21 protein-coding genes are annotated in these 22,564 nt (G+C 72.3%); 14 read left to right on the top strand and 7 right to left on the bottom strand.

Annotation, left to right across the window (positions count from 1 at the left end; genetic code table 11):
* The first annotated feature begins 12 nt into the window (after positions 1-12).
* From ACGH7X_RS08525 to ACGH7X_RS08500, 6 genes are all read left to right on the top strand, one after another.
* Entirely contained in the window at positions 13-1,503 is a 1,491-nt protein-coding gene (locus ACGH7X_RS08525; RefSeq protein ID WP_399883200.1) for a CitMHS family transporter, read from the top strand.
* 54 nt (positions 1,504-1,557) lie between these two features.
* On the top strand, positions 1,558-2,820 hold the full coding sequence (locus tag ACGH7X_RS08520; protein WP_399883198.1) for an MFS transporter: 1,263 nt from the start codon (positions 1,558-1,560) through the stop codon (positions 2,818-2,820).
* Positions 2,821-2,822: 2 nt separating this feature from the next.
* A complete protein-coding gene (locus ACGH7X_RS08515) occupies positions 2,823-3,014 on the top strand; it encodes a hypothetical protein (protein ID WP_399883196.1) in 192 nt (63 codons plus the stop codon).
* A gap of 177 nt (positions 3,015-3,191) precedes the next feature.
* The gene (locus ACGH7X_RS08510; protein WP_399883194.1) at positions 3,192-4,529 is read left to right on the top strand and encodes an ABC transporter ATP-binding protein; all 1,338 of its coding nucleotides are present in this window, start codon (positions 3,192-3,194) and stop codon (positions 4,527-4,529) included.
* A 123-nt stretch (positions 4,530-4,652) separates the two neighbouring features.
* Positions 4,653-6,041, top strand: coding sequence for an aldehyde dehydrogenase family protein (locus ACGH7X_RS08505; protein WP_399883192.1), 1,389 nt, complete (start codon positions 4,653-4,655; stop codon positions 6,039-6,041).
* Positions 6,042-6,060: 19 nt separating this feature from the next.
* Positions 6,061-7,158 (top strand): Zn-dependent alcohol dehydrogenase, encoded by a 1,098-nt coding sequence (locus tag ACGH7X_RS08500; protein WP_399883190.1) that lies wholly within the window; start codon positions 6,061-6,063, stop codon positions 7,156-7,158.
* A 165-nt stretch (positions 7,159-7,323) separates the two neighbouring features.
* On the opposite strand, the gene ACGH7X_RS08495 is transcribed toward ACGH7X_RS08500, so the two are convergent.
* The 3 genes from ACGH7X_RS08495 to ACGH7X_RS08485 all read right to left on the bottom strand — a co-directional run bounded on the left by ACGH7X_RS08495 (position 7,324) and on the right by ACGH7X_RS08485 (position 9,776).
* Complete coding sequence (locus ACGH7X_RS08495; protein WP_399883188.1) at positions 7,324-8,298, bottom strand: DMT family transporter; 975 nt, start codon at positions 8,296-8,298, stop codon at positions 7,324-7,326.
* Between the two features lie 75 nt (positions 8,299-8,373).
* On the bottom strand, positions 8,374-9,087 hold the full coding sequence (locus ACGH7X_RS08490) for an ArsR/SmtB family transcription factor (RefSeq protein WP_399883186.1): 714 nt from the start codon (positions 9,085-9,087) through the stop codon (positions 8,374-8,376).
* 47 nt (positions 9,088-9,134) lie between these two features.
* Complete coding sequence (locus tag ACGH7X_RS08485; RefSeq protein ID WP_399883184.1) at positions 9,135-9,776, bottom strand: TetR/AcrR family transcriptional regulator; 642 nt, start codon at positions 9,774-9,776, stop codon at positions 9,135-9,137.
* Between the two features lie 89 nt (positions 9,777-9,865).
* Here ACGH7X_RS08485 and ACGH7X_RS08480 point away from each other — a divergent pair, with 89 nt between their 5' ends.
* From ACGH7X_RS08480 to ACGH7X_RS08470, 3 genes are all read left to right on the top strand, one after another.
* A complete protein-coding gene (locus ACGH7X_RS08480) occupies positions 9,866-11,017 on the top strand; it encodes an acyl-CoA dehydrogenase family protein (RefSeq protein WP_399883182.1) in 1,152 nt (383 codons plus the stop codon).
* A gap of 61 nt (positions 11,018-11,078) precedes the next feature.
* Complete coding sequence (locus ACGH7X_RS08475; RefSeq protein ID WP_399883180.1) at positions 11,079-11,399, top strand: YiaA/YiaB family inner membrane protein; 321 nt, start codon at positions 11,079-11,081, stop codon at positions 11,397-11,399.
* 60 nt (positions 11,400-11,459) lie between these two features.
* Positions 11,460-12,107 (top strand): TetR/AcrR family transcriptional regulator, encoded by a 648-nt coding sequence (locus ACGH7X_RS08470; RefSeq protein WP_399883178.1) that lies wholly within the window; start codon positions 11,460-11,462, stop codon positions 12,105-12,107.
* On the opposite strand, the gene ACGH7X_RS08465 is transcribed toward ACGH7X_RS08470, so the two are convergent.
* The gene (locus ACGH7X_RS08465; protein WP_399883176.1) at positions 12,098-12,559 is read right to left on the bottom strand and encodes a MaoC family dehydratase; all 462 of its coding nucleotides are present in this window, start codon (positions 12,557-12,559) and stop codon (positions 12,098-12,100) included. The genes ACGH7X_RS08470 and ACGH7X_RS08465 overlap by 10 nt on opposite strands.
* Before the next feature lie 112 nt (positions 12,560-12,671).
* On the opposite strand from ACGH7X_RS08465, the gene soxR reads away from it, so the two are divergent.
* Entirely contained in the window at positions 12,672-13,193 is a 522-nt protein-coding gene (gene soxR / locus ACGH7X_RS08460; protein WP_399883174.1) for a redox-sensitive transcriptional activator SoxR, read from the top strand.
* A 354-nt stretch (positions 13,194-13,547) separates the two neighbouring features.
* On the opposite strand, the gene ACGH7X_RS08455 is transcribed toward soxR, so the two are convergent.
* Both ACGH7X_RS08455 and ACGH7X_RS08450 read right to left on the bottom strand, forming a co-directional pair.
* A complete protein-coding gene (locus ACGH7X_RS08455; RefSeq protein ID WP_399883172.1) occupies positions 13,548-14,303 on the bottom strand; it encodes a 3-keto-5-aminohexanoate cleavage protein in 756 nt (251 codons plus the stop codon).
* Positions 14,304-14,390: 87 nt separating this feature from the next.
* Positions 14,391-14,993 carry a hypothetical protein gene (locus ACGH7X_RS08450; protein ID WP_399883170.1) on the bottom strand — a complete coding sequence of 201 codons (603 nt, stop codon included), beginning with the start codon at positions 14,991-14,993 and terminating at the stop codon, positions 14,391-14,393.
* Between the two features lie 221 nt (positions 14,994-15,214).
* Here ACGH7X_RS08450 and ACGH7X_RS08445 point away from each other — a divergent pair, with 221 nt between their 5' ends.
* The gene (locus tag ACGH7X_RS08445; RefSeq protein ID WP_399883168.1) at positions 15,215-18,022 is read left to right on the top strand and encodes a penicillin acylase family protein; all 2,808 of its coding nucleotides are present in this window, start codon (positions 15,215-15,217) and stop codon (positions 18,020-18,022) included.
* Positions 18,023-18,038: 16 nt separating this feature from the next.
* On the opposite strand, the gene ACGH7X_RS08440 is transcribed toward ACGH7X_RS08445, so the two are convergent.
* Positions 18,039-19,292: an exo-beta-N-acetylmuramidase NamZ domain-containing protein gene (locus tag ACGH7X_RS08440; protein WP_399883167.1), complete on the bottom strand. Its 1,254-nt coding sequence runs from the start codon at positions 19,290-19,292 to the stop codon at positions 18,039-18,041.
* Positions 19,293-19,464: 172 nt separating this feature from the next.
* Here ACGH7X_RS08440 and ACGH7X_RS08435 point away from each other — a divergent pair, with 172 nt between their 5' ends.
* From ACGH7X_RS08435 to ACGH7X_RS08425, 3 genes are read left to right on the top strand one after another with little or no spacing between them, the layout of a single operon-like run.
* Positions 19,465-20,235 (top strand): SDR family oxidoreductase, encoded by a 771-nt coding sequence (locus tag ACGH7X_RS08435; RefSeq protein ID WP_399883166.1) that lies wholly within the window; start codon positions 19,465-19,467, stop codon positions 20,233-20,235.
* Entirely contained in the window at positions 20,232-21,902 is a 1,671-nt protein-coding gene (locus ACGH7X_RS08430) for a class I adenylate-forming enzyme family protein (RefSeq protein WP_399883164.1), read from the top strand. The genes ACGH7X_RS08435 and ACGH7X_RS08430 overlap by 4 nt, the downstream gene beginning before the upstream one ends.
* Positions 21,903-21,935: 33 nt before the next feature.
* Positions 21,936-22,529 (top strand): TetR/AcrR family transcriptional regulator, encoded by a 594-nt coding sequence (locus ACGH7X_RS08425; protein ID WP_217170801.1) that lies wholly within the window; start codon positions 21,936-21,938, stop codon positions 22,527-22,529.
* The last annotated feature ends 35 nt before the right edge of the window (positions 22,530-22,564 follow it).

Here is a 22,564-nt window from a genome sequence, read left to right as displayed (position 1 = left end):
AGGTACTCACTCATGCTGACCATCCTCGGCTTCGCCATGATCGCGACCTTCCTGGTCCTGATCATGATGAAGAAGATGTCGCCGATCGCGGCGCTCGTGCTGATTCCCGCGCTGTTCTGCGTGATCGTCGGCAAGGGCGCCCATCTCGGCGACTACGTCATCGACGGCGTGTCCAGCCTCGCCCCCACCGCGGCGATGCTCATGTTCGCGATCGTCTACTTCGGGGTGATGATCGACGTCGGGCTCTTCGACCCGATCGTCCGGGCCATCCTGAAGTTCTGCAAGGCCGACCCGATGCGCATCGTCGTCGGTACGGCGCTGCTCGCCGCGATCGTCTCGCTGGACGGCGACGGCTCCACCACCTTCATGATCACGGTCTCGGCGATGTACCCGCTGTACAAGCGGCTGAAGATGAGCCTGGTCGTGATGACCGGCGTCGCCGCGATGGCCAACGGTGTGATGAACACGCTGCCCTGGGGCGGCCCCACCGCCCGCGCCGCCACCGCGCTGAAGGTCGACGCCACCGACATCTTCGTCCCGATGATCCCGGCCCTGGCCGTCGGTCTCCTCGCGGTCGTCGTCCTGGCCTACGTGCTCGGTCTGCGTGAGCGCAGGCGGCTGGGCACGCTGTCGCTGGACGAGGCGCTGGTGCGGGAGCCGGAGAGCGAGACGGTGCTGGTCGGTGCGGGTGCGGGTGCGGGTGCGGGTGCGGGTGCGGGTTCCGGGTCTGGGCCTGGGTCCCGGTCCGGTGCCGGTGCCGGTGCGGGCAAGGCGTCCGCGTCCACCGCGTCCGCCACGGGCTCCGGCGGCTCGGGCGACCCCGCCGCGCCGGCCGACGAGTCCGACGAGTCCGACGACGACTTCCAGGGCCTCGACCCGAACCGGCCCACCCTGCGCCCCAAGCTGTACTGGTTCAACGCGCTGCTCACGGTCGCGCTGCTCACCGCCATGATCATGGAGCTGCTGCCGATCCCGGTGCTCTTCCTGATCGGCGCCGCGCTCGCGCTCAGCGTCAACTTCCCGCACCTCCCCGACCAGAAGGCCCGCATCGCGGCGCACGCCGACAACGTCCTCAACGTCTCCGGCATGGTCTTCGCCGCCGCCGTCTTCACCGGCGTGCTCACCGGCACCGGAATGGTCGACCACATGGCCAACTGGCTGGTGGACACCATCCCCGACGGCATGGGTCCGCAGATGGGCCTGGTCACCGGCCTGCTGAGCCTGCCCCTCACCTACTTCATGTCGAACGACGGCTTCTACTTCGGCGTCCTGCCGGTGCTCGCCGAGGCCGGGCAGGCGCACGGCGTGTCGTCGCTGGAGATCGCCCGCGCCTCGATCGTCGGCCAGCCGCTGCACATGTCCAGCCCGCTCGTCCCGGCCGTGTACGTCCTGGTCGGCATGGCCAAGGTCGAGTTCGGCGACCACACGCGGTTCGTGGTGAAGTGGGCGGTCCTGACGAGCCTGGTGATTCTCGCGGCGGGCATCGTGTTCGGCATCATCTGACCGATCGTCGGGTCGCGGGCCACGCGGCCCCGGAAATCAGGGAAGGACACGATCATGGCGCCCGGTGGGAACCGCGGCTGGCTGCTCCGCCTCGTCATCGCCTTCGGTTTCGCGCAGGCCGCGGTGTCGATGGCGAGGCCCGCCGTCTCCTACCGGGCCCTCGCGCTCGGCGCCGACGAACGGGCGGTCGGCGTCATCGCCGGCGTGTACGCCCTGCTGCCGCTGTTCGCCGCCGTCCCGCTGGGCCGCCGCACCGACCACGGCCGCTGTGCGCCGCTGCTGCCCGTCGGCGTGGTGCTCATCGCCGGGGGCTGTGCGCTGAGCGGCGTCGCCGGGTCCCTGTGGACGATGGCCCTGTGGAGCGGCGTCATGGGCCTCGGGCACCTCTGCTTCGTCATCGGCGCCCAGTCGCTGGTCGCCCGCCAGTCCGCGCCGCACGAACAGGACCGCAACTTCGGCCACTTCACCATCGGCGCCTCGCTCGGCCAACTGGTCGGCCCCATCGCGGCCGGCGCGCTGATCGGCGGCCCCGACATGGCCGGCAGCAGCGCCCTCGCCCTGGTGGTGGCGGGCGCGGTCGCCGCGGTCGCCTTCACCTCCCTGTGGCGCATAGAGCACCCGGCGGCGGCGGAGTCCCGCAAGGAGCAGGGCACGCCCGTCCCGGTCGGGAGCATCCTTCGGGCCCGGGGCGTTCCCGCGGGCATCCTGATCAGCCTGTCCGTGCTGTCCGCGACCGACGTCCTCACCGCCTACCTGCCGGTGGTCGGCGAGCACCGGGGGATCTCCCCGGCCGTGATCGGCGTACTGCTCAGCCTGCGGGCCGCCGCCACGATCGCCTGCCGGCTCGTGCTCACCCCCCTGTTGCGGCTGCTCGGCCGCACGGTGCTGCTCACGGTCACATGTCTGCTGGCCGCGCTGCTGTGTGCCGGGGTCGCGCTGCCGGTGCCGGTGTGGGTGCTCGCCCTGATGCTGGTCGTCCTCGGCTTCTGCCTCGGCGTGGGCCAGCCGCTGTCCATGACGACCGTCGTCCAGGCGGCTCCCGACGAGGCGCGCTCCACGGCCCTCGCCCTGCGCCTGACCGGCAACCGCCTCGGCCAGGTCGCCGCACCCGCCGCCGCGGGACTGGTCGCCGGATTCGCGGGCGTGGCCGCGCCGTTCGTGATGCTCGGGGCGCTGCTGCTGCTCTCCTCGGGCGTCGCCCTGCGCTCCCCGGCGGCGAGTGCGGCGGGTGCGGCCGACAGGCCGCGTGCGGCGGTGGGGCAGGATGGCACGGACCGGGTCGGCAGCGGCCGTCCGTGTCGGGAAACGAAGGGATGAGCATGATTCTCATCGTTCTGTCCGCAGTCCTGCTCCTCGTCCTCGGCGGCTGTGCGTGCGTCGTGTGGGCGGCCCGGGGCGGCCCGCGCTGGACGCGGGGGGTGGCGAGGGCGACCCTGCTGGCGGGCGAACTGGTGCGCGCGTCCGGCCGTTCCCGTGGGGGCGCGAACCGGGGCAGCAGCGGGGACGACTGAGGGAATCCGGCCGTCCGCTTTCTCACCAGATGGACGGTCGCGTCGAGATGTCGTCCGGTGTCTTCCCCCGGCCGGGCACTGTCCGTTAACTTCCGTGACTCACACGCCCCGTACGACCCGCACGAGGGCGTCCGACCGCGGAGCACCATCGCTCAGTGAGCCCCCGGGGGCACCTCCATGACACGCGCCATCTCCCTGCACGACGTGAGCAAGACCTACGCGCGAGGCGTCCGCGTGGTGGACCGGCTGTCGCTGGACATCGCGCCGGGCGAGTTCCTCGTCCTGCTCGGCCCCTCCGGCTGCGGCAAGTCGACCGTGCTGCGCATGATCGCCGGCCTGGAGGAGATCACCGAGGGCGAGCTGACACTGGACGGCGCGTACGCCAACGACCTGCTCCCCGCCGAGCGGCGCATGGCGATGGTCTTCCAGAACTTCGCCCTGTACCCCAACATGACGACCCGCGGGAACATCGGCTTCCCGCTGCGCGTCGAGGACCCGCAGACCGACCACACCCCCCGCGTGGACGCCACCGCCCGCATGCTGGGCATCGAGGACCTGCTCGACCGCCTCCCCGCCCAGCTCTCCGGCGGCGAACGCCAGCGCGTCGCGATGGGCCGGGCCATCGCCCGTCACCCCACCGCCTTCCTCATGGACGAGCCGCTGTCCAACCTCGACGCCAAGCTCCGCAACCATCTGCGCGCCGAGATCACCAGACTCACCCGGGAACTGGGCGTCACCACGATCTACGTCACCCACGACCAGTCCGAGGCCATGTCCCTCGGCGACCGGGTCGCCGTCCTGCGCGGCGGCGTGCTCCAGCAGGTGGACACCCCGCGCGCCGTGTACGCCCTGCCGCGCAACGTCTTCGTCGCCGCCTTCATCGGCACCCCGCGCATCAACCTGCTGCGCGGCCTGGTGCGCGCCCCGCTGGACGGGGCGATGACCATCAGCCTGGGCAAACAGTTCCTGCGGCTGCCCGAACCGCTGTCCCTCGACCACCAGTTGCTCCGCGTCCAGCAGGGGCGCGAGGTGATCGTGGGCCTGCGCTCGGAGGCCGTCCGGATCGCGAAACCCGCCTCCGCCCGCCCCGGCGAGGTGCTGCTCACCGGGCTGGTGGAGCACGTCGAGTTCCAGGGCCACGAGGTGCTCGTGCACTTCAACACCGGCTCCGGGCCAGCCGTCGTGCCCGACCTGGAGGCACCGCGCCCCGTCACCCGCCCGGTCCGGCGCCGCCGCCGCGACGGCACGGTCCTGGACCGGCTGAAGGAGCGGGCGGGCGCCCTGCGCGCCGGCCCGGTCGTGGTCATGGACGAACCGGAGGAGCCCGAGCCCGTGGTGGCCGCCCCCGACGGCCGTCTCCCCGGCGACCTGATCGTCCGCACCACCCCCGACATCGACCTGCGCCAGGGCATGCAGGTGCCCCTCCTCGTCGACCTCGCCCACCTGTTCGTCTTCGACCAGCACGGCGACCGCATCTGCCCCGCCCCGGCCCGGCTGCCCGACCTGGAGGAGTGATCCCGCCGGGATTCCCGCTCTCCGGGAGGGTGAGCCGCGCCACCATCGTGGGAGCCCCTGGTGCCGTAAAACTATCGGCGCTAGTTTGGGGCCGGACGACGAGGCCTGCCCGGAAGGAACGCGATGAAGGCACACGACGGCATGTACATCGACGGAGCCTGGCGCCCCGCCGACGGCCGGGACACGATCGACGTCGTGAACCCGGCCGACGAGCAGGTGATCGGCAAGGTCCCCGCAGGCACCGCCCTGGACGTCGACACCGCCGTACGGGCCGCCCGCGCCGCCCTGCCGGGCTGGGCCGCCACCCCGCCCGCCGAGCGCGCCGCGCGGCTGGCCGCCCTGCGGGACGTACTGGTGGCGCGCAAGGACGAGATCGCCGAGACGGTCACCGCCGAGCTGGGCTCCCCGCTGAAGTTCTCGCAGGCCGTGCACGCCGGGGCCCCCATCGCGGTCGCCGGTTCCTACGCCGAGCTGGCGGCGACGTACGCGTTCGAGGATAAGGTCGGCAACTCCGTCGTCCACCACGAGCCGGTCGGCGTGGTCGGCGCCATCACCCCCTGGAACTATCCGCTCCACCAGATCGTCGCCAAGGTCGCCCCGGCGCTCGCGGCCGGTTGCACGATCGTGCTCAAGCCCGCCGAGGACACCCCGCTCGTCGCGCAGCTCTTCGCCGAGGCGGTGCACGAGGCAGGAGTTCCCGCGGGCGTCTTCAACCTGGTCACCGGTCTCGGCCCGGTCGCCGGCCAGGCCCTCGCCGAACACCCCGGCATCGACCTGGTCTCCTTCACCGGCTCCACCGCCGTGGGCCGCCGGATCGGCGCCACCGCGGGCGCGGCCGTCAAGCGGGTCGCCCTCGAACTCGGCGGCAAGTCCGCCAACGTGATCCTCCCGAGCGCCGACCTCGCCAAGGCGGTCAACGTCGGCGTCGCCAACGTCATGTCCAACTCCGGTCAGACGTGCAGCGCCTGGACCCGCATGCTGGTCCACCGCGACCAGTACGACGAAGCGGTGGAGCTGGCCGCCGCGGCCGCCGCCAAGTACGGCGACCGGATCGGCCCCGTCGTCAACGCCAAGCAGCAGGAGCGGGTGCGCGGGTACGTCGAGAAGGGCGTCGCCGAGGGCGCGCGCCTAGTCGCGGGCGGTCCCGAAGCCCCGCGCGAGCAGGGGTACTTCGTCAGCCCGACGGTCTTCGCCGAGGTGACGGAGGGGATGACCATCGCCCAGGAGGAGATCTTCGGGCCGGTCCTGTCCATCCTCCGCTACGAGGACGAGGACGAGGCCCTGCGGATCGCCAACGGCACGGTCTACGGCCTCGCGGGCGCCGTCTGGGCCGGCGAGGAGGCCGAGGCGGTCGCCTTCGCCCGCCGGATGGACACCGGGCAGGTCGACATCAACGGGGGCCGCTTCAACCCGCTGGCGCCCTTCGGCGGCTACAAGCAGTCGGGCGTGGGCCGCGAGCTGGGCGCGCACGGCCTCGCCGAGTACCTCCAGACCAAGTCCCTCCAGTTCTAGCCAGGGGAGTTGCCACGTCATGGCCGTCCGTACCGCTGTCCGCGCCGCCGTCGTACCCGCCGTAGGCGCCCCGCTGGAGATCACCGAGGTCGAGCTGCCCGAGCCCGGCCCCGGCCAGGTCCGGGTGAGGCTCGCCGCCGCCGGGGTCTGCCACTCCGACCTGTCCCTGTCCAACGGCACCATGCGCGTGCCGCTGCCCGCAGTCCTCGGCCACGAGGGCGCCGGCACCGTCGTCGCCGTCGGCGAGGGCGTCACCCACGTCGCGCCCGGCGCCGACGTCGTCCTCAACTGGGCCCCGTCCTGCGGCGCCTGCCACGCCTGCTCGCTGGGCGAGGTGTGGCTGTGCGCGAACGCCCTGACCGGCGCGGCCAACGTGCACGCCCGCCGCGCCGACGACGGCACCGACCTGCACCCCGGGCTGAACGTCGCCGCGTTCGCCGAGGAGACGGTCGTGCACGCCGACTGCGTCCTGCCCGTCCCGGACGGCATCCCGCTCGCCGACGCCGCGCTGCTCGGCTGCGCCGTCCTCACCGGCTACGGCGCCGTGCACCACTCGGCGAAGGTCCGCGAGGGCGAGACCGTCGCGGTCTTCGGGGTCGGGGGAGTGGGCCTCGCCACTCTCCAGGCCGCCCGGATCGCGGGCGCCTCGAAGATCGTCGCGGTCGACGTGTCCCCCGAGAAGGAGGAACTGGCCCGCGCGGCCGGCGCCACCGACTACGTCGTCGCCTCCGACACCACCGCCCGCGAGATCCGCGCCCTCACCGGCAAACAGGGCGTCGACGTCGCCGTGGAGTGCGTCGGCCGCGCGGTCACCATCCGCACGGCCTGGGAATCCACCCGGCGCGGCGGCCGCACCACGGTCGTCGGCATCGGCGGCAAGGACCAGCAGGTCACCTTCAACGCCCTGGAGATCTTCCACTGGGGCCGCACCCTGACCGGCTGCGTCTACGGCAACGCCGACCCCGCCCGCGACCTCCCGGTCCTCGCCGAACACGTCCGCGCCGGCCGCCTCGACCTCGGCGCCCTGGTGACCGAGCGCATCGCCCTGGACGGCATCCCGGCGGCCTTCGAGAACATGCTGGCGGGCAAGGGAGGACGCGCGCTGGTGGTGTTCTAGGACCCGGCCCGTCGGGCGGCTCCCGTCATCCGCAACGCCGGGTGGGGGGCGTTGGTCCTGTGTCGGGTTCGGCGGGGGCTCCCCCGCCCGGCGGGGCGCCGTCCGTCATACCGTCCGGGCGTTCGTCGCCTCCCGGGCGTGTGGTGGCGGCGGGGCGGGCGGCTCCTAGGCCTGCCCGGCGTCCTCGCGCCGCGGTTCCGGGGCGGGCCCAACCCGCTCCCGTACCGCGGGGTCCGCGCGCCTCCTGGACCGCGACACCGCCACGCCCGCCAGGCACAGCGCGCCGCCCGCCAGGGTGAGCAGCCCCGGCACCTCGCCCAGGGCCAGCCAGGACATCAGGACGACCAGGGCGGGCACGGCGTACGTCGTCGCGCCCATGCGACCGGCGGTCGTACGCGCCAGGGCGTACGCCCACGTCGTGAAGGCCAGCGCGGTCGGGAACACGCCCAGGTACACCATGTTGAGCGTGGCCGAGGCGGGCGCTCCGGCCACCTCGTGCACCAACTGCCCCGTGAACGGCAGGCAGAGCACCGCCCCGACCAGGCACCCGAACGTCGTCACCTGAAGGGCGCTCGCGTGCCCCAGCGCGGGCTTCTGCGCGACCACGCCGCCCGCGTACGCCACGGCGGCCAGCAGACACAGCACCACCCCGAACAGCGAGGACCCGCCCTCGCCGGACATCGACAGCCCCACGGTCACCGCACCGGCGAACGACACCGCCATCCCCGCCAGCAGCCTGGGCGGCAGTGCGTCGCCCAGCAGCCGGGCGCCGAGCAGCGCGATGAGGATCGGGCCGACGTTCACCACGAGGGCGGCCGTGCCGGCGTCCACCTGCTGCTCGCCCCAGTTCAGGACGACCATGTAGAAGCCGAACCACAGCAGCCCCGATATCGCGATCCCCCGCCAGGCCGGCCGCGGTGGCAGCCCCTCCCGGCGCAGCAGACAGATCACCCCGAGCGTCAGGGCGCCCGACAGAAGCCGCCCGAGCGCCAGCGCGCCCGGCGAGTACGCCTCGCCCGCGCTGCGGATCGAGACGAAGGCGGAGGCCCACAGGACGACGGTGACCGTGGCCGCACCGGCCGCGAGCAGTTCCGGACGGCGCGTGGGGGCGGGACGGGGCGTGCGGGCGGTGCTCATCATGCTCCAGAGGCTAGGCAGCGCGCGGGTGCTCGCGCTGGCGGATTTCGGACCGGGATCCCGTGCTGGAAGCGGTGTTCAGCGCAGCACCGCCGCATCGATGCCCAGCAGTTCGGACAGCGCCCGCTCGCCGGCGGGTGTCACCTTCACCGCCCGCTCCGAGCCGATGCGCACGCACCAGCCCGTGTCCAGGGCGTGCCGGCACAGGGCCGCGCCCGCGACGCCCGCGAGATGGGGGCGGCGTTCGGTCCAGTCGAGGCAGGCCCGGGCCAGCGGCCTGCGCCCGGTGGGCTTCAGCGCGATTCCGGCGGCGTCGAACCAGCCGAGACCCGCGTCCGTGAGCGCGAAGCCGGTGTCCTGGCGCAGCAGCCCGCGCCCGGTCAGCGCGTCGGTGACCGCGATGCCGAGCCGTCCGGCCAGGTGGTCGTAGCAGGTGCGCCCCCGGGCCATCGCCGACCCGGCGCTCGACGCCCGCAGCGTACGCGGGCGCCGCGCCGCGGCCTGGGGCGCGACCTGCGCGGCCAGGTCCTCGACCAGCTGCGCGACCCGTTCGTCGGCCAGCCGCACGTACCGGTGCCGCCCCTGCCGTTCCTCGGTGAGCAGCCCGCCCGCGACGAGCTTGCCCAGGTGCTCGCTCAGCGTCGACGCGGCGACCCCGGCGTGCCGGGCCAGCTCACCGGCGGTCCACGCCCGCCCGTCCAGCAGCGCGAGCAGGCAGGCGGCGCGCGTCTCGTCCGCGATCAGCCCGGCCAGCCGTGCGAGCCCGGGCGCTTCGGCGTCCCTCTCGGTCATGCCTCCCAGGATGCGCCACGCATCGTTCGGTGGCCGCCGAAGTGTCCTCAGGCGCCCTGCGCCACCTGCGCGTACTGCTGCGCCAGCCCGTCCAGCAGCGCCGTCAGGCCGGTCTCGAAGGCCCGCTCGTCGATCTTCTCCTGCTGTTCGGCCAGGAGGTGCGCCTGCTGGAGGTGCGGGTAGTCGGCGGGGTCGTAGGCGCCCGCGTCGTCCACGAAGCCCCCGGCGAAGGAACCGAGCGCCGAGCCCATGATGAAGTACCGCATCAGCGCGCCGATGGACGTGGCCTGGGGCGGCGGCCAGCCCGCCGCGACCATCGCGCCGTAGACGGCGTCCGCGAGGTGCAGCGCGGCCGGGCGGCGGCCGGGGCCGTGGGCCAGCACCGGGACGATGTTGGGGTGGTCGCGCAGGGCCGCCCGGTAGGAGACGGCCCAGTCGTGCAGCGCGGTCCGCCACTCCCGGCCGTCCTCGAACATCGACAGGTCGACCTGCGCGCTCACCGAGTCGGCGACCGCCTCCAGGATCTCGTCCTTCGTACGGAAGTGGTTGTAGAGCGAGGGCCCGCTGACCCCCAGCTCCGCCGCCAACCGGCGCGTGGAGACGGCCGCGAGGCCCTCCGCGTCCACCAGCGCGCGGGCCGTCTGGACGATCCGGTCGGTGCTGAGCAGGGGCTTGCGCGGTCGGGCCATGGCGCACATAGTAGGGCTGCGACTTTAAACTAGCAGTGCTAATTTAAAGGTGCGCCGTTCAAGATCCGTCTTCTGTGGGGTGACTCGGCATGAATCTGGAGCTCAGCGAGGAGCAGAGCGCCGTCCGGCAGCTCGCGCGGGACTTCGTGGAGCGCGAGATCGCCCCGCACGTCATCGCCTGGGACCGCGCCGAGGAGGTGGACCGGTCCGTGGTGAAGAAGCTCGGCGAGGTCGGCTTCCTCGGGCTCACCGTCGACGAGCAGTACGGCGGCAGTGGCGGCGACCACCTCGCGTACTGCCTGGTCACCGAGGAACTGGGCCGCGGCGACAGCTCCGTGCGCGGGATCGTGTCCGTCTCCCTCGGTCTGGTCGCCAAGACCATCGCCGCCTGGGGCGACGAGGAGCAGAAGCGGCGCTGGCTGCCTGGACTCACCTCCGGCGAGTACGTCGGCTGCTTCGGCCTCACCGAGCCCGGCACCGGGTCGGACGCGGGGAACCTGTCCACTCGCGCCGTGCGTGACGGCGACGAGTACGTCGTCAACGGCACCAAGATGTTCATCACCAACGGCACCTGGGCCGACGTCGTGCTGCTCTTCGCCCGCTCCACCGACGCGCCCGGCCACAAGGGCGTCTCCGCCTTCCTCGTGCCCACCGACACCCCCGGCCTCACCCGCCGCACCATCCACGGCAAGCTCGGGCTGCGCGGCCAGGCCACCGCGGAACTGGTCCTCGAGGACGTCCGCGTCCCCGCCTCCGCGATGCTGGCCCCCGAGGGCAAGGGCTTCTCGGTGGCCATGTCGGCCCTCGCCAAGGGGCGGATGTCGGTCGCGGCGGGCTGCGTCGGCATAGCCCAGGCCGCCCTGGACGCCGCCGTGCGGTACGCGGGCGAGCGCGAGCAGTTCGGGAAGACCATCGCCCACCACCAGCTGGTGCAGGAGCTGATCAGCGACATCGCCCTCGACGTGGACGCGGCCCGCCTGCTGACCTGGCGGGTCGCCGACCTGATCGACCGCGGGCAGCCCTTCACCGTCGAGTCCTCCAAGGCCAAGCTGTTCGCCTCGGAGGCCGCCGTCCGCGCGGCCAACAACGCCCTCCAGGTCTTCGGCGGCTACGGCTACATCGACGAGTACCCGGCCGGCAAACTGCTGCGCGATGCGCGCGTGATGACCCTCTACGAGGGCACCAGCCAGATCCAGAAGCTGGTCATCGGGCGTGCGCTGACCGGCGTCTCGGCGTTCTGAGTACCCCGACTGAGTATCCGGGCGGATGTGGCCTCGGCCACATCCGCCGACCCTTGTCCCCATGAGTGACACACCGGTCAAGCAGCAGAACACCGCCGCCTTCTACGGGCAGGCCGTCGCCTCCTTCTCGGTGGCCATGGCCGCCACCGCCATCGGCATCTACCGCCTCCAGGCCGACGCCTGGGTGCGTGCCTTCCTCGCCATCGCCGTCCTGTACCTCGTCACCTCGGCCTTCACCCTGGCCAAGATCATCCGGGACCGGCAGGAGGTCGTCCAGATCGTGAGCCGCGTCGACCAGGCCAGACTGGACAAGCTCCTCGTCGAACACGACCCGTTCGAAAAGCGCGGTGGCGCGCCCGCCGGGCCGCACGCCCCACGCTAAGCGCCCGCTCAGCTTCGGCGGTATGGTGGTGCTCCTGTCACCGAGAGGGGCGAACAAGCGATGAGTACGGCGGCCGAGACGACGGGCGGCGACATCGAGCCGTGGGAAGAGGTCACGCCTGACGCGGCCCGGCGACTCCTGGTCGCCGCCGTGGAGGCGTTCGCCGAGCGCGGGTACCACGCGACCACGACCCGCGACATCGCCGGACGGGCCGGCATGAGCCCGGCCGCGCTCTACATCCACTACAAGACCAAGGAAGAGCTGCTCCACCGCATCAGCCGCATCGGCCACGACCGGGCGCTCGCCATCCTGCGCACCGCGGCCCGGGGCGAGGGCACCGCCGCGGAGCGGCTCGCCGACGCGGTGAGTTCCTTCGTACGGTGGCACGCCGGGCGGCGCACCACCGCGCGGGTGGTGCAGTACGAGCTGGACGCGCTCGGGCCCGACGCCCGTGCCGAGATCGTCGCGCTGCGCCGGCAGTGCGACGCCGAGGTGCGCGGCATCATCGAGGACGGCGTGGCCGCGGGCGAGTTCGAGGTCGTGGACCTCCAGGGCACGACGCTCGCCGTGCTGTCGCTCTGCATCGACGTGGCCCGCTGGTTCAACGTGAACGGCCCTCGGACGCCCGAGGAGGTCGGCGCGCTCTACGCCGACCTCGTCCTGAGGATGGTGGGGGCCGGGGACCGGACCGGCGCGGCTCAGACGTAGTAGCGCGAGACGGACTCGGCGACGCACACCGGCTTGTCGCCGCCCTCACGTTCCACGACGAAGGCGACGCTCACCTGGATGCCTCCCGTGACGTCCTCGACGCCGGTGATCGCCGCCGTGGCGCGCAGCCGCGAGCCGACCGGGACGGGGGAGGGGAAACGGACCTTGTTGGTCCCGTAGTTGACGCCCATCTTCACGCCCTCGACCCGGATCAGCTGCGGCCCGAAGAGCGGGAGCAGCGACAGCGTCAGATAGCCGTGCGCGATCGTGGTGCCGAACGGGCCCGCGGCGGCCTTCTCCGGGTCCACGTGGATCCACTGGTGGTCGCCGGTCGCCTCGGCGAACAGGTCGATCCGCTTCTGGTCGACCTCCAGCCAGTCGGTGTACCCCAGCTGCTCGCCCACCGCCGCCTTCACCTCGTCGGCGGACGTGAAGATCCTCGGCTCTGCCATGTCCCGGCCTCCCATGTCGAACTACCCTAAGCGACTGCTTAGCATGGTGGCCCGCGAGGCCCGTGTCAACGGACCGGACGAGTGACCGGGGCGGATCGGTAGGGTTCGAGAGGTGCCTCAGATTCCCGAGAAGATTCACGAGCTCACCGTCGGCCAGCTCGCCGCACGCAGCGGCGCCGCCGTCTCCGCCCTGCACTTCTACGAGTCCAAGGGCCTGATCAGCAGTCGCCGCACCTCGGGCAACCAGCGCCGCTTCAGCCGTGACGCGCTGCGCCGGGTCGCCTTCGTCCGTGCGGCGCAGCGGGTCGGCATCCCGCTGGCCACGATCCGCGAGGCCCTCGCCGAACTGCCGGAGGGGCGCACGCCCACCCGCGACGACTGGGCCCGGCTCTCCGAGTCCTGGCGCTCCGAACTGGACGAGCGCATCAAGCAGCTCAACCGGCTCCGCGACCACCTCACCGACTGCATCGGCTGCGGCTGCCTGTCCCTGGACACCTGCGTCCTGTCCAACCCCGACGACGCCTTCGGCGAACGCCGCGCGGGCTCGCGCCTGATGGTCGAGCGCCGTGAGCCCACCACCCGCCCCAAGCGACCGAGCCCCACCCGCGACCGTGAGACGGAGTGCTGCGACTGACGTCTCGGTGCCCCGACCCCGACCACCCTCCGCCGCGCCCCTCCCGGGTCACGCCCGTTGTGCTCTTCCGGGTCACGCTCGTCGTGTTCCTCCCGGGTCGCGTTTCGTCGTGCCGGTGTCGGGGCGGGTGCCGTCCTGCTCCTGCTGGGTCTCGCCCGGTCGTTGCCCCGCCCGACCGCGCTCCGTCGTGCCCCTCCCGGGTCACACCCGTCGTGCCGCTGCAGGGTCTTGCTTCGTCGTGCCCGCGTCGGTCGGGTGCCGTCCTGCCTGCCGGTCCCGCCCGACCCTGCTCCGTCGAGTCACACCCCGTCGTGCCGCGCCGAGGCCCGTCCCGCCCTGTCGAGGGCCACTCGCTCAACCCCCCATCCGATCACGCCCCGCCTCCCGTCGTGCCGACGTCCACTCCTGCACCCCCGCGCCGACCAGGTCGGCGTTGGAGGCGGCGTGGCGGTCGTCCGGGAGGAGCAGGGTGTCCTCCAGGCCGATGCGGGTCGCCAGGCACAGCCGGCCGGCCAGGCGCAGGACCGGCCAGGCGCCGGCATCCTCGCCGTGGAGCAGGACGGGGCGGCCGTGGGCCGTGCCGAGAGCGGTGAGCAGGGTGCGCGCCGAGTCGGGAGCGGTCGCCGGGCCGGTGTCCGTGACCTCCGCCAGGACCCGCAGCACCCGGGGCCCGAGCGGTGAGCGCAGGAACAGGTCCGCCCCGTCCGTGCCGGACCAGATGCCGGCCTCGACACCCACCCCGCGCTCCAGCAGCGCGGCGGCGATCTCCTCGGCGCCGGGCTCGTGCCAGTTGACCGACGCGTGGTCGGGGAGCACCGACCAGCTCCGGACCCGGGCCACCCGGGCGGCCGGGTCGGGCTCGGCCCAGGCACCCGTCGTGACGCCGACCGGCACCGACGCCGGCACCCGTGCCCGTATCGCCTCCAGCGTGGCGGCGAGCACGCGCGGCGACAACGTGTCCTGTCCGCACGGCGTCTTCGGGTGGACGTGGACGTCCGTGGCTCCGGCGGCGACCGCCGCGGCCACGGAGTCGGCGAGCGCCTCCGGCGACAGCGGCACCACCGCACCGTCGGCGGCCCCGCGGGCCCCGTTCGCACACAGTTGCACCATCCCCCCATGGTGCCGTGCCCCACTGACAACGCCCGCCGGCCCGTGGCCGTCGGGGGTACGGCATCCCCGGCGCACCCCCGCGGTCGGCTACGCCGACATCAGCAACCGGCTCCGCCGGGCGTCCACCGGCGCGTCGGGGGTGAGGACGGGCCGCGGCACGAGGATTCCGCAGTCCGCGCAGACGGGGCCCGTCGAGGGTTCGTGGTCCAGGTCGTACGTCCAGACGAGGCGCTCCCCGTCGCACACCGGGCACACCGACCCCGGTTCACGCTCGAGCGCCGAGATCAGCCGGCGCAGCACCTCCGCCAGCGGTCCGTCGGGGTGGACCCGGGGGTCGTCGCACCAGGCCACACCGAAACCGCCCCAGGTCAGCCGGTGCCAGTCGTCCACACTGCCCGGACTGCGCAGCCCGTCGTGCTTCTCCTTCCTGCGGCGCTCGGCGAACTCGACCTCGTAGGCCAGCCACACCGAACGCGCCTCCTCCAGCTCCTCCAGTGCGGCCACGAGCCGCGCTGGGTCGGGGGAGCGGTCCTCGGGACCGAATCCGGCCCGGGAGCAGAGATGGTCCCAGGTCGCCCTGTGCCCATAAGGGGCAAAACGCTCAAGGCACTTGCGCAGCGAATAGCGCCGCAGCGCCAGGTCGCACCGTGGATCGCGGACCTGTCTCGCCAGACTTCGGAAACCGGCCATCGCCCTGCACCTCCGTCACACCTGCACCTGTACTCGGGTCACTTCGGCGTCGTCGTACAGACGTCGCCGAATAGACGTATCGACAGGCGATTCGGCTCCATCCGATTTCCGATGCCCGCCATAAGCAGATCCACCCGTTCCAAAAAGTGACGCATGTTCATCTTCCAACTCGGGGATACCGGCGGTAACGTCCCGCCACACCCCCGTCGGGAGGAGCTGCCATGCCACGGCGCACCCCACGCAACGCCCTCGACAGACTGAGAACTCCCCGCGGCTTCCACGGGTTCCTGAAGACCGCATCCGTATGCGCCCTCATTGCCGGACTTTTGTCACCGCTTTCCCCGGCGATGGCCGCCGGGAACGAGACCGCAGAGGTCACGGCCTCACAAACCGTCGCCAACGACCATTGCGGCGGGCAGTGTTCCGACATCCTGCCGCCCGGCCAGAACGGCAACGCCACCCTCGCCCAGATCCTCCTCAACCAGGCCTTCGGCACCCAGCCCGCGCACGCCGAGGACCAGCTCGGCCCCTACGCGAACCTCGCCACCGGCTACTCCGGCCTCAGCAACGACAAGATCAACGACTTCTTCAACGACGCGTCCTTCGGCGTCCCCGCCGGCCAGGTCGCCTCCACCGTCCGCCCCGCAGGACGCGACGACGTGACCATCGTCCGCGACAAGAAGACCGGTGTGCCGCACATCACCGGCACCACCCGCTACGGCACCGAGTTCGGCGCCGGCTACGCGGCGGCCCAGGACCGGCTGTGGCTGATGGACCTCTTCCGGCACGTCGGACGAGGTCAGTTGACCCCCTTCGCCGGCGGCGCCCCCGCGAACCAGGGACTGGAACAGCAGTTCTGGCGCAGCGCCCCGTACACCGAGGACGACCTCGAGGCGCAGATCGAGAGCGCCGCCGCCAAGGCCGGTGAGCGCGGCGAGCTGGCCCTGGCCGACGTGGACGCCTACGTCGCCGGCGTCAACGCCTACATCGACGCCTCCGACAAGGGCCGCTACTTCCCCGGCGAGTACGTCCTGACCGGCCACAAGGACGCCATCACCAACGCCGGCACCATCGAGCGCTTCAAGCGCGCCGACCTGATCGCGCTGGCCTCCGTCATCGGCTCCCTCTTCGGCGCCGGGGGCGGCGGCGAGGTCAACAACGCCCTCTCCCTCCTCGCCGCCCAGGAGAAGTACGGCGTCGCCGAGGGCACGAAGGTCTGGGAGTCCTTCCGCCAGCGCAACGACCCCGAGGCCGTCCTCACCCAGCACGACGGCAGCTTCCCGTACCTGCCCACGCCGGACGACCCGCAGGGCCGCGCCCTGCCCAACGCCGGGTCCGTCGAGGCGGAGCCGCTGGTGTACGACCGTACGGGCAGCGCGGGCGCGGCGAGCGCGACCGGCGCCTCCACCAAGGCGGCGGACACGGCCATGACCTCGGCGCGACGCGGCATGTCCAACGCCCTCGTCGTCAGCGGCGAACACACCGCGAGCGGCCACCCGGTCGCCGTCTTCGGCCCGCAGACCGGCTACTTCGCGCCGCAGCTCCTCATGCTCCAGGAGATCCAGGGCCCCGGCATCAGCGCCCGCGGCGCCTCCTTCGCGGGCCTGAGCATGTACGTCGAACTCGGCCGCGGCCAGGACTACGCGTGGAGCGCCACCACTTCCGGCCAGGACATCATCGACACCTACGCGGTCGAACTGTGCCAGGACGACCACCACTACCTCTACCGCGGCACCTGCACGCCGATGGAGAAGGTCGAGCGCCAGAACTCCTGGAAGCCGACCGTCGCCGACTCCACCGCGGCCGGCTCCTACACGATGCGCGTGTGGCGCACCAAGTACGGCCCGGTCGAGTACCGCGCCACGGTCGGCGGCAAGAAGGTCGCCTACACCACCCTGCGCTCCTCCTACCTGCACGAGGCCGACTCCATCATCGGCTTCCAGATGCTCAACGACCCGGACTACCTCAACGGCCCCGAGCGCTTCCAGGGCGCCGTCCAGCACATCAACTACACCTTCAACTGGTTCTACGCCGACTCCGAACACACCGCGTACTACAACAGCGGCGACAACCCGGTACGGGCGAACGACGTCGACGCCGAGTTCCCGGTCTGGGCACGGCAGGCGTACGAGTGGCAGGGCTGGGACCCGGCCGACAACACCGCCCGGTACACCGCCGCGTCCGCCCACCCGCAGTCGGTCGACCAGGACTACTACGTCTCCTGGAACAACAAGCAGGCCAAGGACTACCCGGCCGCGTCCTGGGGCAACGGCTCCGTCCACCGCGGCAACCTCCTCGACGACCGCGTGAAGAAGCTGGTCGCCGACGGCGGCGTCACCCGCACCGCGCTGGTGAAGGCCATGGCCGAGGCCGCCCTCGCCGACCTGCGGGCCGAGGACGTCGTCCCCGACCTGCTGAAGGTGGTCGAGTCCGCGCCGGTGACCGACCCGGCCGCCAAGGAGGCCGTGGACGGGCTCAAGGCGTGGCTGTCCGCGGGCGGCCTGCGCACGGAGACCTCGGCGGGTTCCAAGAAGTACGCCCACGCCGATGCGATCCGCACCCTGGACGCCTGGTGGCCGCTGCTGGTGAAGGCCGAGTTCGAACCCGGTCTCGGAAGCGACCTGTACACCGCCTTCGCCCGCAACCTGCCCGTCGACGAGTCACCGTCCGCCGCCCACGGCCCGACCGGCGCCCACGCCGGCAGCGCCTTCCAGTACGGCTGGTGGAGCTATGTCGACAAGGACATCCGGGCGGTGCTCGGCGAGTCCGTCAAGGGCCCGCCGGCGCACACGTACTGCGGCGACGGTAACCTCGCCGCCTGCCGGGACACCCTGGTCTCCACCCTGAAGGAGGCGGCGGGCCGCACGGCCGCCCAGGTCTATCCCGGCGACGACAACTGCTCGGCGGGCGACCAGTGGTGCGCCGACTCGGTCATCCACCGCACCCTCGGCGGCATCAAACACGGCGGCATCAGCTGGCAGAACCGGCCGACCTACCAGCAGGTCGTGGAGTTCAACTCCCACCGGTGACCGGCCGGCACCACGGTCACCTGTAGAGCAGGTACTGGCGGCGTGTCCTTCGGAACGCCGCCAGTTCCGTCTCCCAGCCGTCCACCACCGCGTCGGTGTCCGCGCCCGCGTCGATCATCGTGCGCACCTGCGTGGAGCCGGTGAGCTTGTCGATCCAGTTGTCCGAGCGCCAGGCGAAGCCGTCCCAGGTCCGTTTCGCGGTCACCAGGAGGGCGATTCCGGTGCGTACCGGGTCGAAGGCCTCCCGGTCGTGCACATGGAGCTGCACACCGCCGACGGTCTTGCCCTGGAACTTGGAGAAGGTGGGCGCGAAATACGCCTCCCTGAAGCGCACACCCGGCAGGCCGAGTTCGTTCGCGGCGGCGGCCCAGCTCCCGTCGACGCCCTCGGCGCCGAGCAGTTCGAACGGACGGGTGGTGCCACGGCCCTCGGAGAGGTTCGTGCCCTCGAAGAGGCAGGTCCCCGAGTAGACCAGCGCACACTGAGGTGTCGGCATGTTCGGGCTCGGCGGCACCCAGGGCAGTCCGGAGGCGTCGTAGAACTCCGAGCGCTTCCAGCCCGTCATCGTCACCGTCTCCAGCGGCACCGGGGACTGAAGGAACTCGCCGTTGAAGAGCAGCGCCAGCTCTGCGACCGTCATGCCGTGCGCCTGCGCGATCGGCTGCCGGCCGACGAAGGTCGCGAACTCCTTGTGCAGGATCGGGCCGAGGGCCGCCCGCCCGCTCACCGGGTTCGGCCGGTCCAGGACCACGAAGCGCTTGCCCGCGAGCCCGGCCGCCTCCATGCAGTCGAACAGCGTCCAGATGTACGTGTAGAAGCGCGCGCCGGCGTCCTGGATGTCGAAGACGACCGTGTCGACGCCGGACGCCGTGAAGACGTCCGCGAGCGGCTGCCCGCTCTTCAGGTACGTGTCGTAGACGGGGAGCCCCGTCGCCGGGTCGTCGTAGCGGCCCTCGGAGCCGCCCGCCTGCGCGGTGCCGCGGAAGCCGTGCTCGGGGCCGAAGACGGCGGTCAGGTTCACGCGGTCGTCGGCGTGCATGACGTCGACGATGTGGCGTACGTCGCGGGTGATGCCGGTCGGATTGGTGACGACGCCGACCTTCTGCCCGTCGAGCCGGGCGTAGCCGTCGTCGGCGAGGCGCTCGAAGCCGGTACGCAGTCTGCGGCCGCCGTGCCCCGCGGGCGCCGCCTGGGCCGGGCCCGCGGCGGCGGTGGTGCCGGCCGCCACCGCGGCCGTCGTGGCGAGCAGGTTCCGTCTGGACAGCGTCATGCGGTGACCTCCGTGATCGCGGCGGGTGTCATGTGCACGCACGCTAACCCGCGTCCCGGGCCGGGCGGAATGGAGTAGACCGCGGTTCGCCCCTTCCGTCGCACATACCGACTGGTTAGTCTGGCGCTGCAACGGGGAGTGAGCAGTGCCCGAGCCGCGTCGAAGGAGACCGATGGTGGAAGCCGTGCAGGATGCCGGAGTCGTCGTCACCGGGGCGGGAGGCGGTATCGGCGCCGCGCTGGCCCGCCGCTTCGCCGCCGAGGGCGCCCGCGTCGTCGTCAACGACCTGGACGCCGGCCGGGCCAAGGCCGTCGCCGACGAGATCGGCGGCATCGCGGTCCCCGGCGACGCCTCGACGATCGTCGGCGAGGCCCGCGAGGCTCTTGGCGGCACGGTCGACGTGTACTGCGCCAACGCGGGCGTCGGCTCCGGGGGGTCGGAGGCCGCTGACGAGTCCGTCTGGGCGCTGGCCTGGGACGTCAACGTCATGGCCCATGTGCGGGCGGCCCACGAACTGATCCCCGACTGGCTGGAGGGCGGCAGCGGCCGCTTCGTCTCCACCGTCTCGGCCGCCGGACTGCTCACCATGATCGGCGCCGCGCCCTACAGCGTCACCAAGCACGGCGCGTACGCCTTCGCCGAGTGGCTGTCCCTGACCTACCGCCACCGCGGGATCAAGGTGCACGCCATCTGCCCGCAGGGGGTGCGCACCGACATGCTCACCGCGAGCGGCAGCGCGGGTGAACTGGTGCTCCAGCCCACCGCGATCGAGCCGGCGGACGTGGCCGACGCCCTTTTCAAGGGCATCGAGGAGGACCGCTTCCTGATCCTGCCGCACCCCGAGGTCGCCGAGTACTACCAGGCGCGGGCCGCCGAGCCCGACCGCTGGCTGCACGGCATGAACCGGCTCCAGCGGCAGTGGGAGGAGGCGACGGCCCGGTGACCGGCTCCCGTTACGCCGAAAAGCCCTGGCTGGGCCTGCTGACCGACGTCCAGAAGGCGCCGCTCGACCCGGACGCCTCCCTGGTGCACGCGCTGCGCCGGGCCGCCGCCGAGGCGCCCGACCGCGCCTTCCTCGCCTACTTCGACGGCCGCCTCACCTACCGCGAGGTGGATGAGCTGAGCGACTCCGTCGCCGGGCACCTCGCCGCACGCGGCCTGGAGCGCGGTGAGCGGGTCGCGGTCCTGCTCCAGAACTCCCCGCACTTCGTGCTCGCGCTGCTGGGCGCCTGGAAGGCGGGCGCGGTCGTCGTACCGGTCAACCCCATGTACAAGTCGGGCGAGGTCGGCCACGTCCTGCGCGACGGCGAGGTGGCCGCGCTGATCTGCTCCGACCGGGCCTGGGAGTCGTACCTGCGCGACACGGCCGCCGACTCGCCGGTGCGGATCGTGCTCACGGGGTGCGAGTTGGACTTCCAAACCCATGGGGACGCGCGCGTGCTGACGTTCGAGCGGGTGCCGGGCGCCACCGACGCCGACGACCTCACGGAGGCGGCCCGCGCCGGTCACGAGGCTCCTCGCGGACGTGATCCGGAGCCCGGCGACACCGCGCTCATCAGCTACACCTCGGGCACCAGCGGCACACCCAAGGGCGCCACCAACACCCACCGCAACATCATGTACAACGCCGAACGGCAGCGCACCGGGCTCGGCCTGCCCGAGGCGCCGGTCTACTTCGCGCTGGCGCCGCTGTTCCACATCACCGGCATGGTCTGCGAGCTGGGCGCCTGTCTGAACAGCGTGGGGACGCTCGTCCTGGCGTACCGCTTCGAGGCGGGCGTCGTCCTCGACGCGTTCGCCGAGCACCGGCCGCACTACACGGTCGGCCCGTCCACCGCCTTCATGGCCCTCGCCGCCCACCCCGCCGCCACCCGGGAGCACTTCGCCTCCTTCGCGAACATCTCCTCGGGCGGCGCCCCGCTGCCGCCCGCCCTGGTGGAGAAGTTCCGCGCGGGCTTCGGCCCGTACATCCGCAACGGCTACGGACTCACCGAGTGCACCGCGCCGTGCGCCTCCGTCCCGCCCCACCTGGAGGCCCCGGTCGACCCGGTCTCCGGGACCCTCGCCGTCGGCGTGCCAGGACCCGAGAGCGTCGTCCGGATCGTCGACGAGGAGGGCGCCGAGGTGCCCTTCGGGGAGCAGGGCGAGATCGTCGTCAGCGGCCCGCAGGTCGTCCCCGGCTACTGGCGCCGCCCCGACGCCACCGCCGAGACCTTCCCCGGCGGCGAGCTGCGCACCGGCGACATCGGCTTCATGGACGCCCAGGGGTGGCTCTACGTCGTCGACCGCAAGAAGGACATGATCAACGCCTCCGGTTTCAAGGTCTGGCCGCGCGAGGTGGAGGATGTGCTCTACACCCACCCGGCGGTGCGCGAAGCGGCCGTCGTCGGCGTGCCCGACGGGTACCGCGGGGAGACCGTCAAGGCGTACATCAGCCTCCGGCCGGGCGCCGGGGCGGACCCGGACGCACTCGCCGCGTACTGCGAGGAGAGACTGGCCGCCTACAAGTACCCGCGCCAGGTGGAGATCCTGCCCGAGCTGCCGAAGACGGCGAGTGGGAAGATCCTCCGTCGGGAACTGCGTTCCCGTACGCAGCAGGACGGACAGTGAACGGAAACTGAAACGGAAAGGCAGGTGACGGCAGTGCCCAGGACCACGGACGGGGACGGCACTCCGGTGCCGCAGCGGCTCCTGGCCGCCGCCACCCGGCTCTTCGCGGAGCAGGGCTACGACCGCACCTCGGTACAGGAGATCGTGGAGGCGGCCGGCGTCACCAAGGGGGCGCTGTACCACTACTTCGGCTCCAAGGACGACCTCCTGCACGAGGTGTACGCGCGCGTGCTGCGCCTCCAGCAGGAGCGCCTGGACGCCTTCGCGGACTCCGACGAGCCGGTCGAGAAGCGGGTGCGGGACGCGGCGGCCGACGTCGTCGTCACCACCATCGACAACCTCGACGACGCGTCGATCTTCTTCCGCTCCATGCACCAGCTGAGCCCGGAGAAGAACAAGCAGGTGCGCGCGGAGCGCCGGCGCTACCACGAACGCTTCCGCGCGCTCATCGAGGAGGGCCAGCGGGCCGGTGTCTTCACCAAGGAGACCCCGGCCGACCTGGTGGTGGACTACCACTTCGGTTCCATCCACCACCTGTCGACCTGGTACCGCCCCGACGGTCCGCTCAGCCCGCAGGAGGTCGCCGACCACCTCGCCGACCTGCTGCTGCGAGCGCTGCGCCCGTGACGCGCCCGTGAGGTGACGGGCCCGTGAGGTGACGC

This window comes from Streptomyces sp. BBFR51 (assembly GCF_044591655.1).
Classification (GTDB): domain Bacteria; phylum Actinomycetota; class Actinomycetes; order Streptomycetales; family Streptomycetaceae; genus Streptomyces.
Note: the sequence above shows the minus strand (reverse complement) of the source record. Positions and strands in the feature narration are given on the sequence as shown.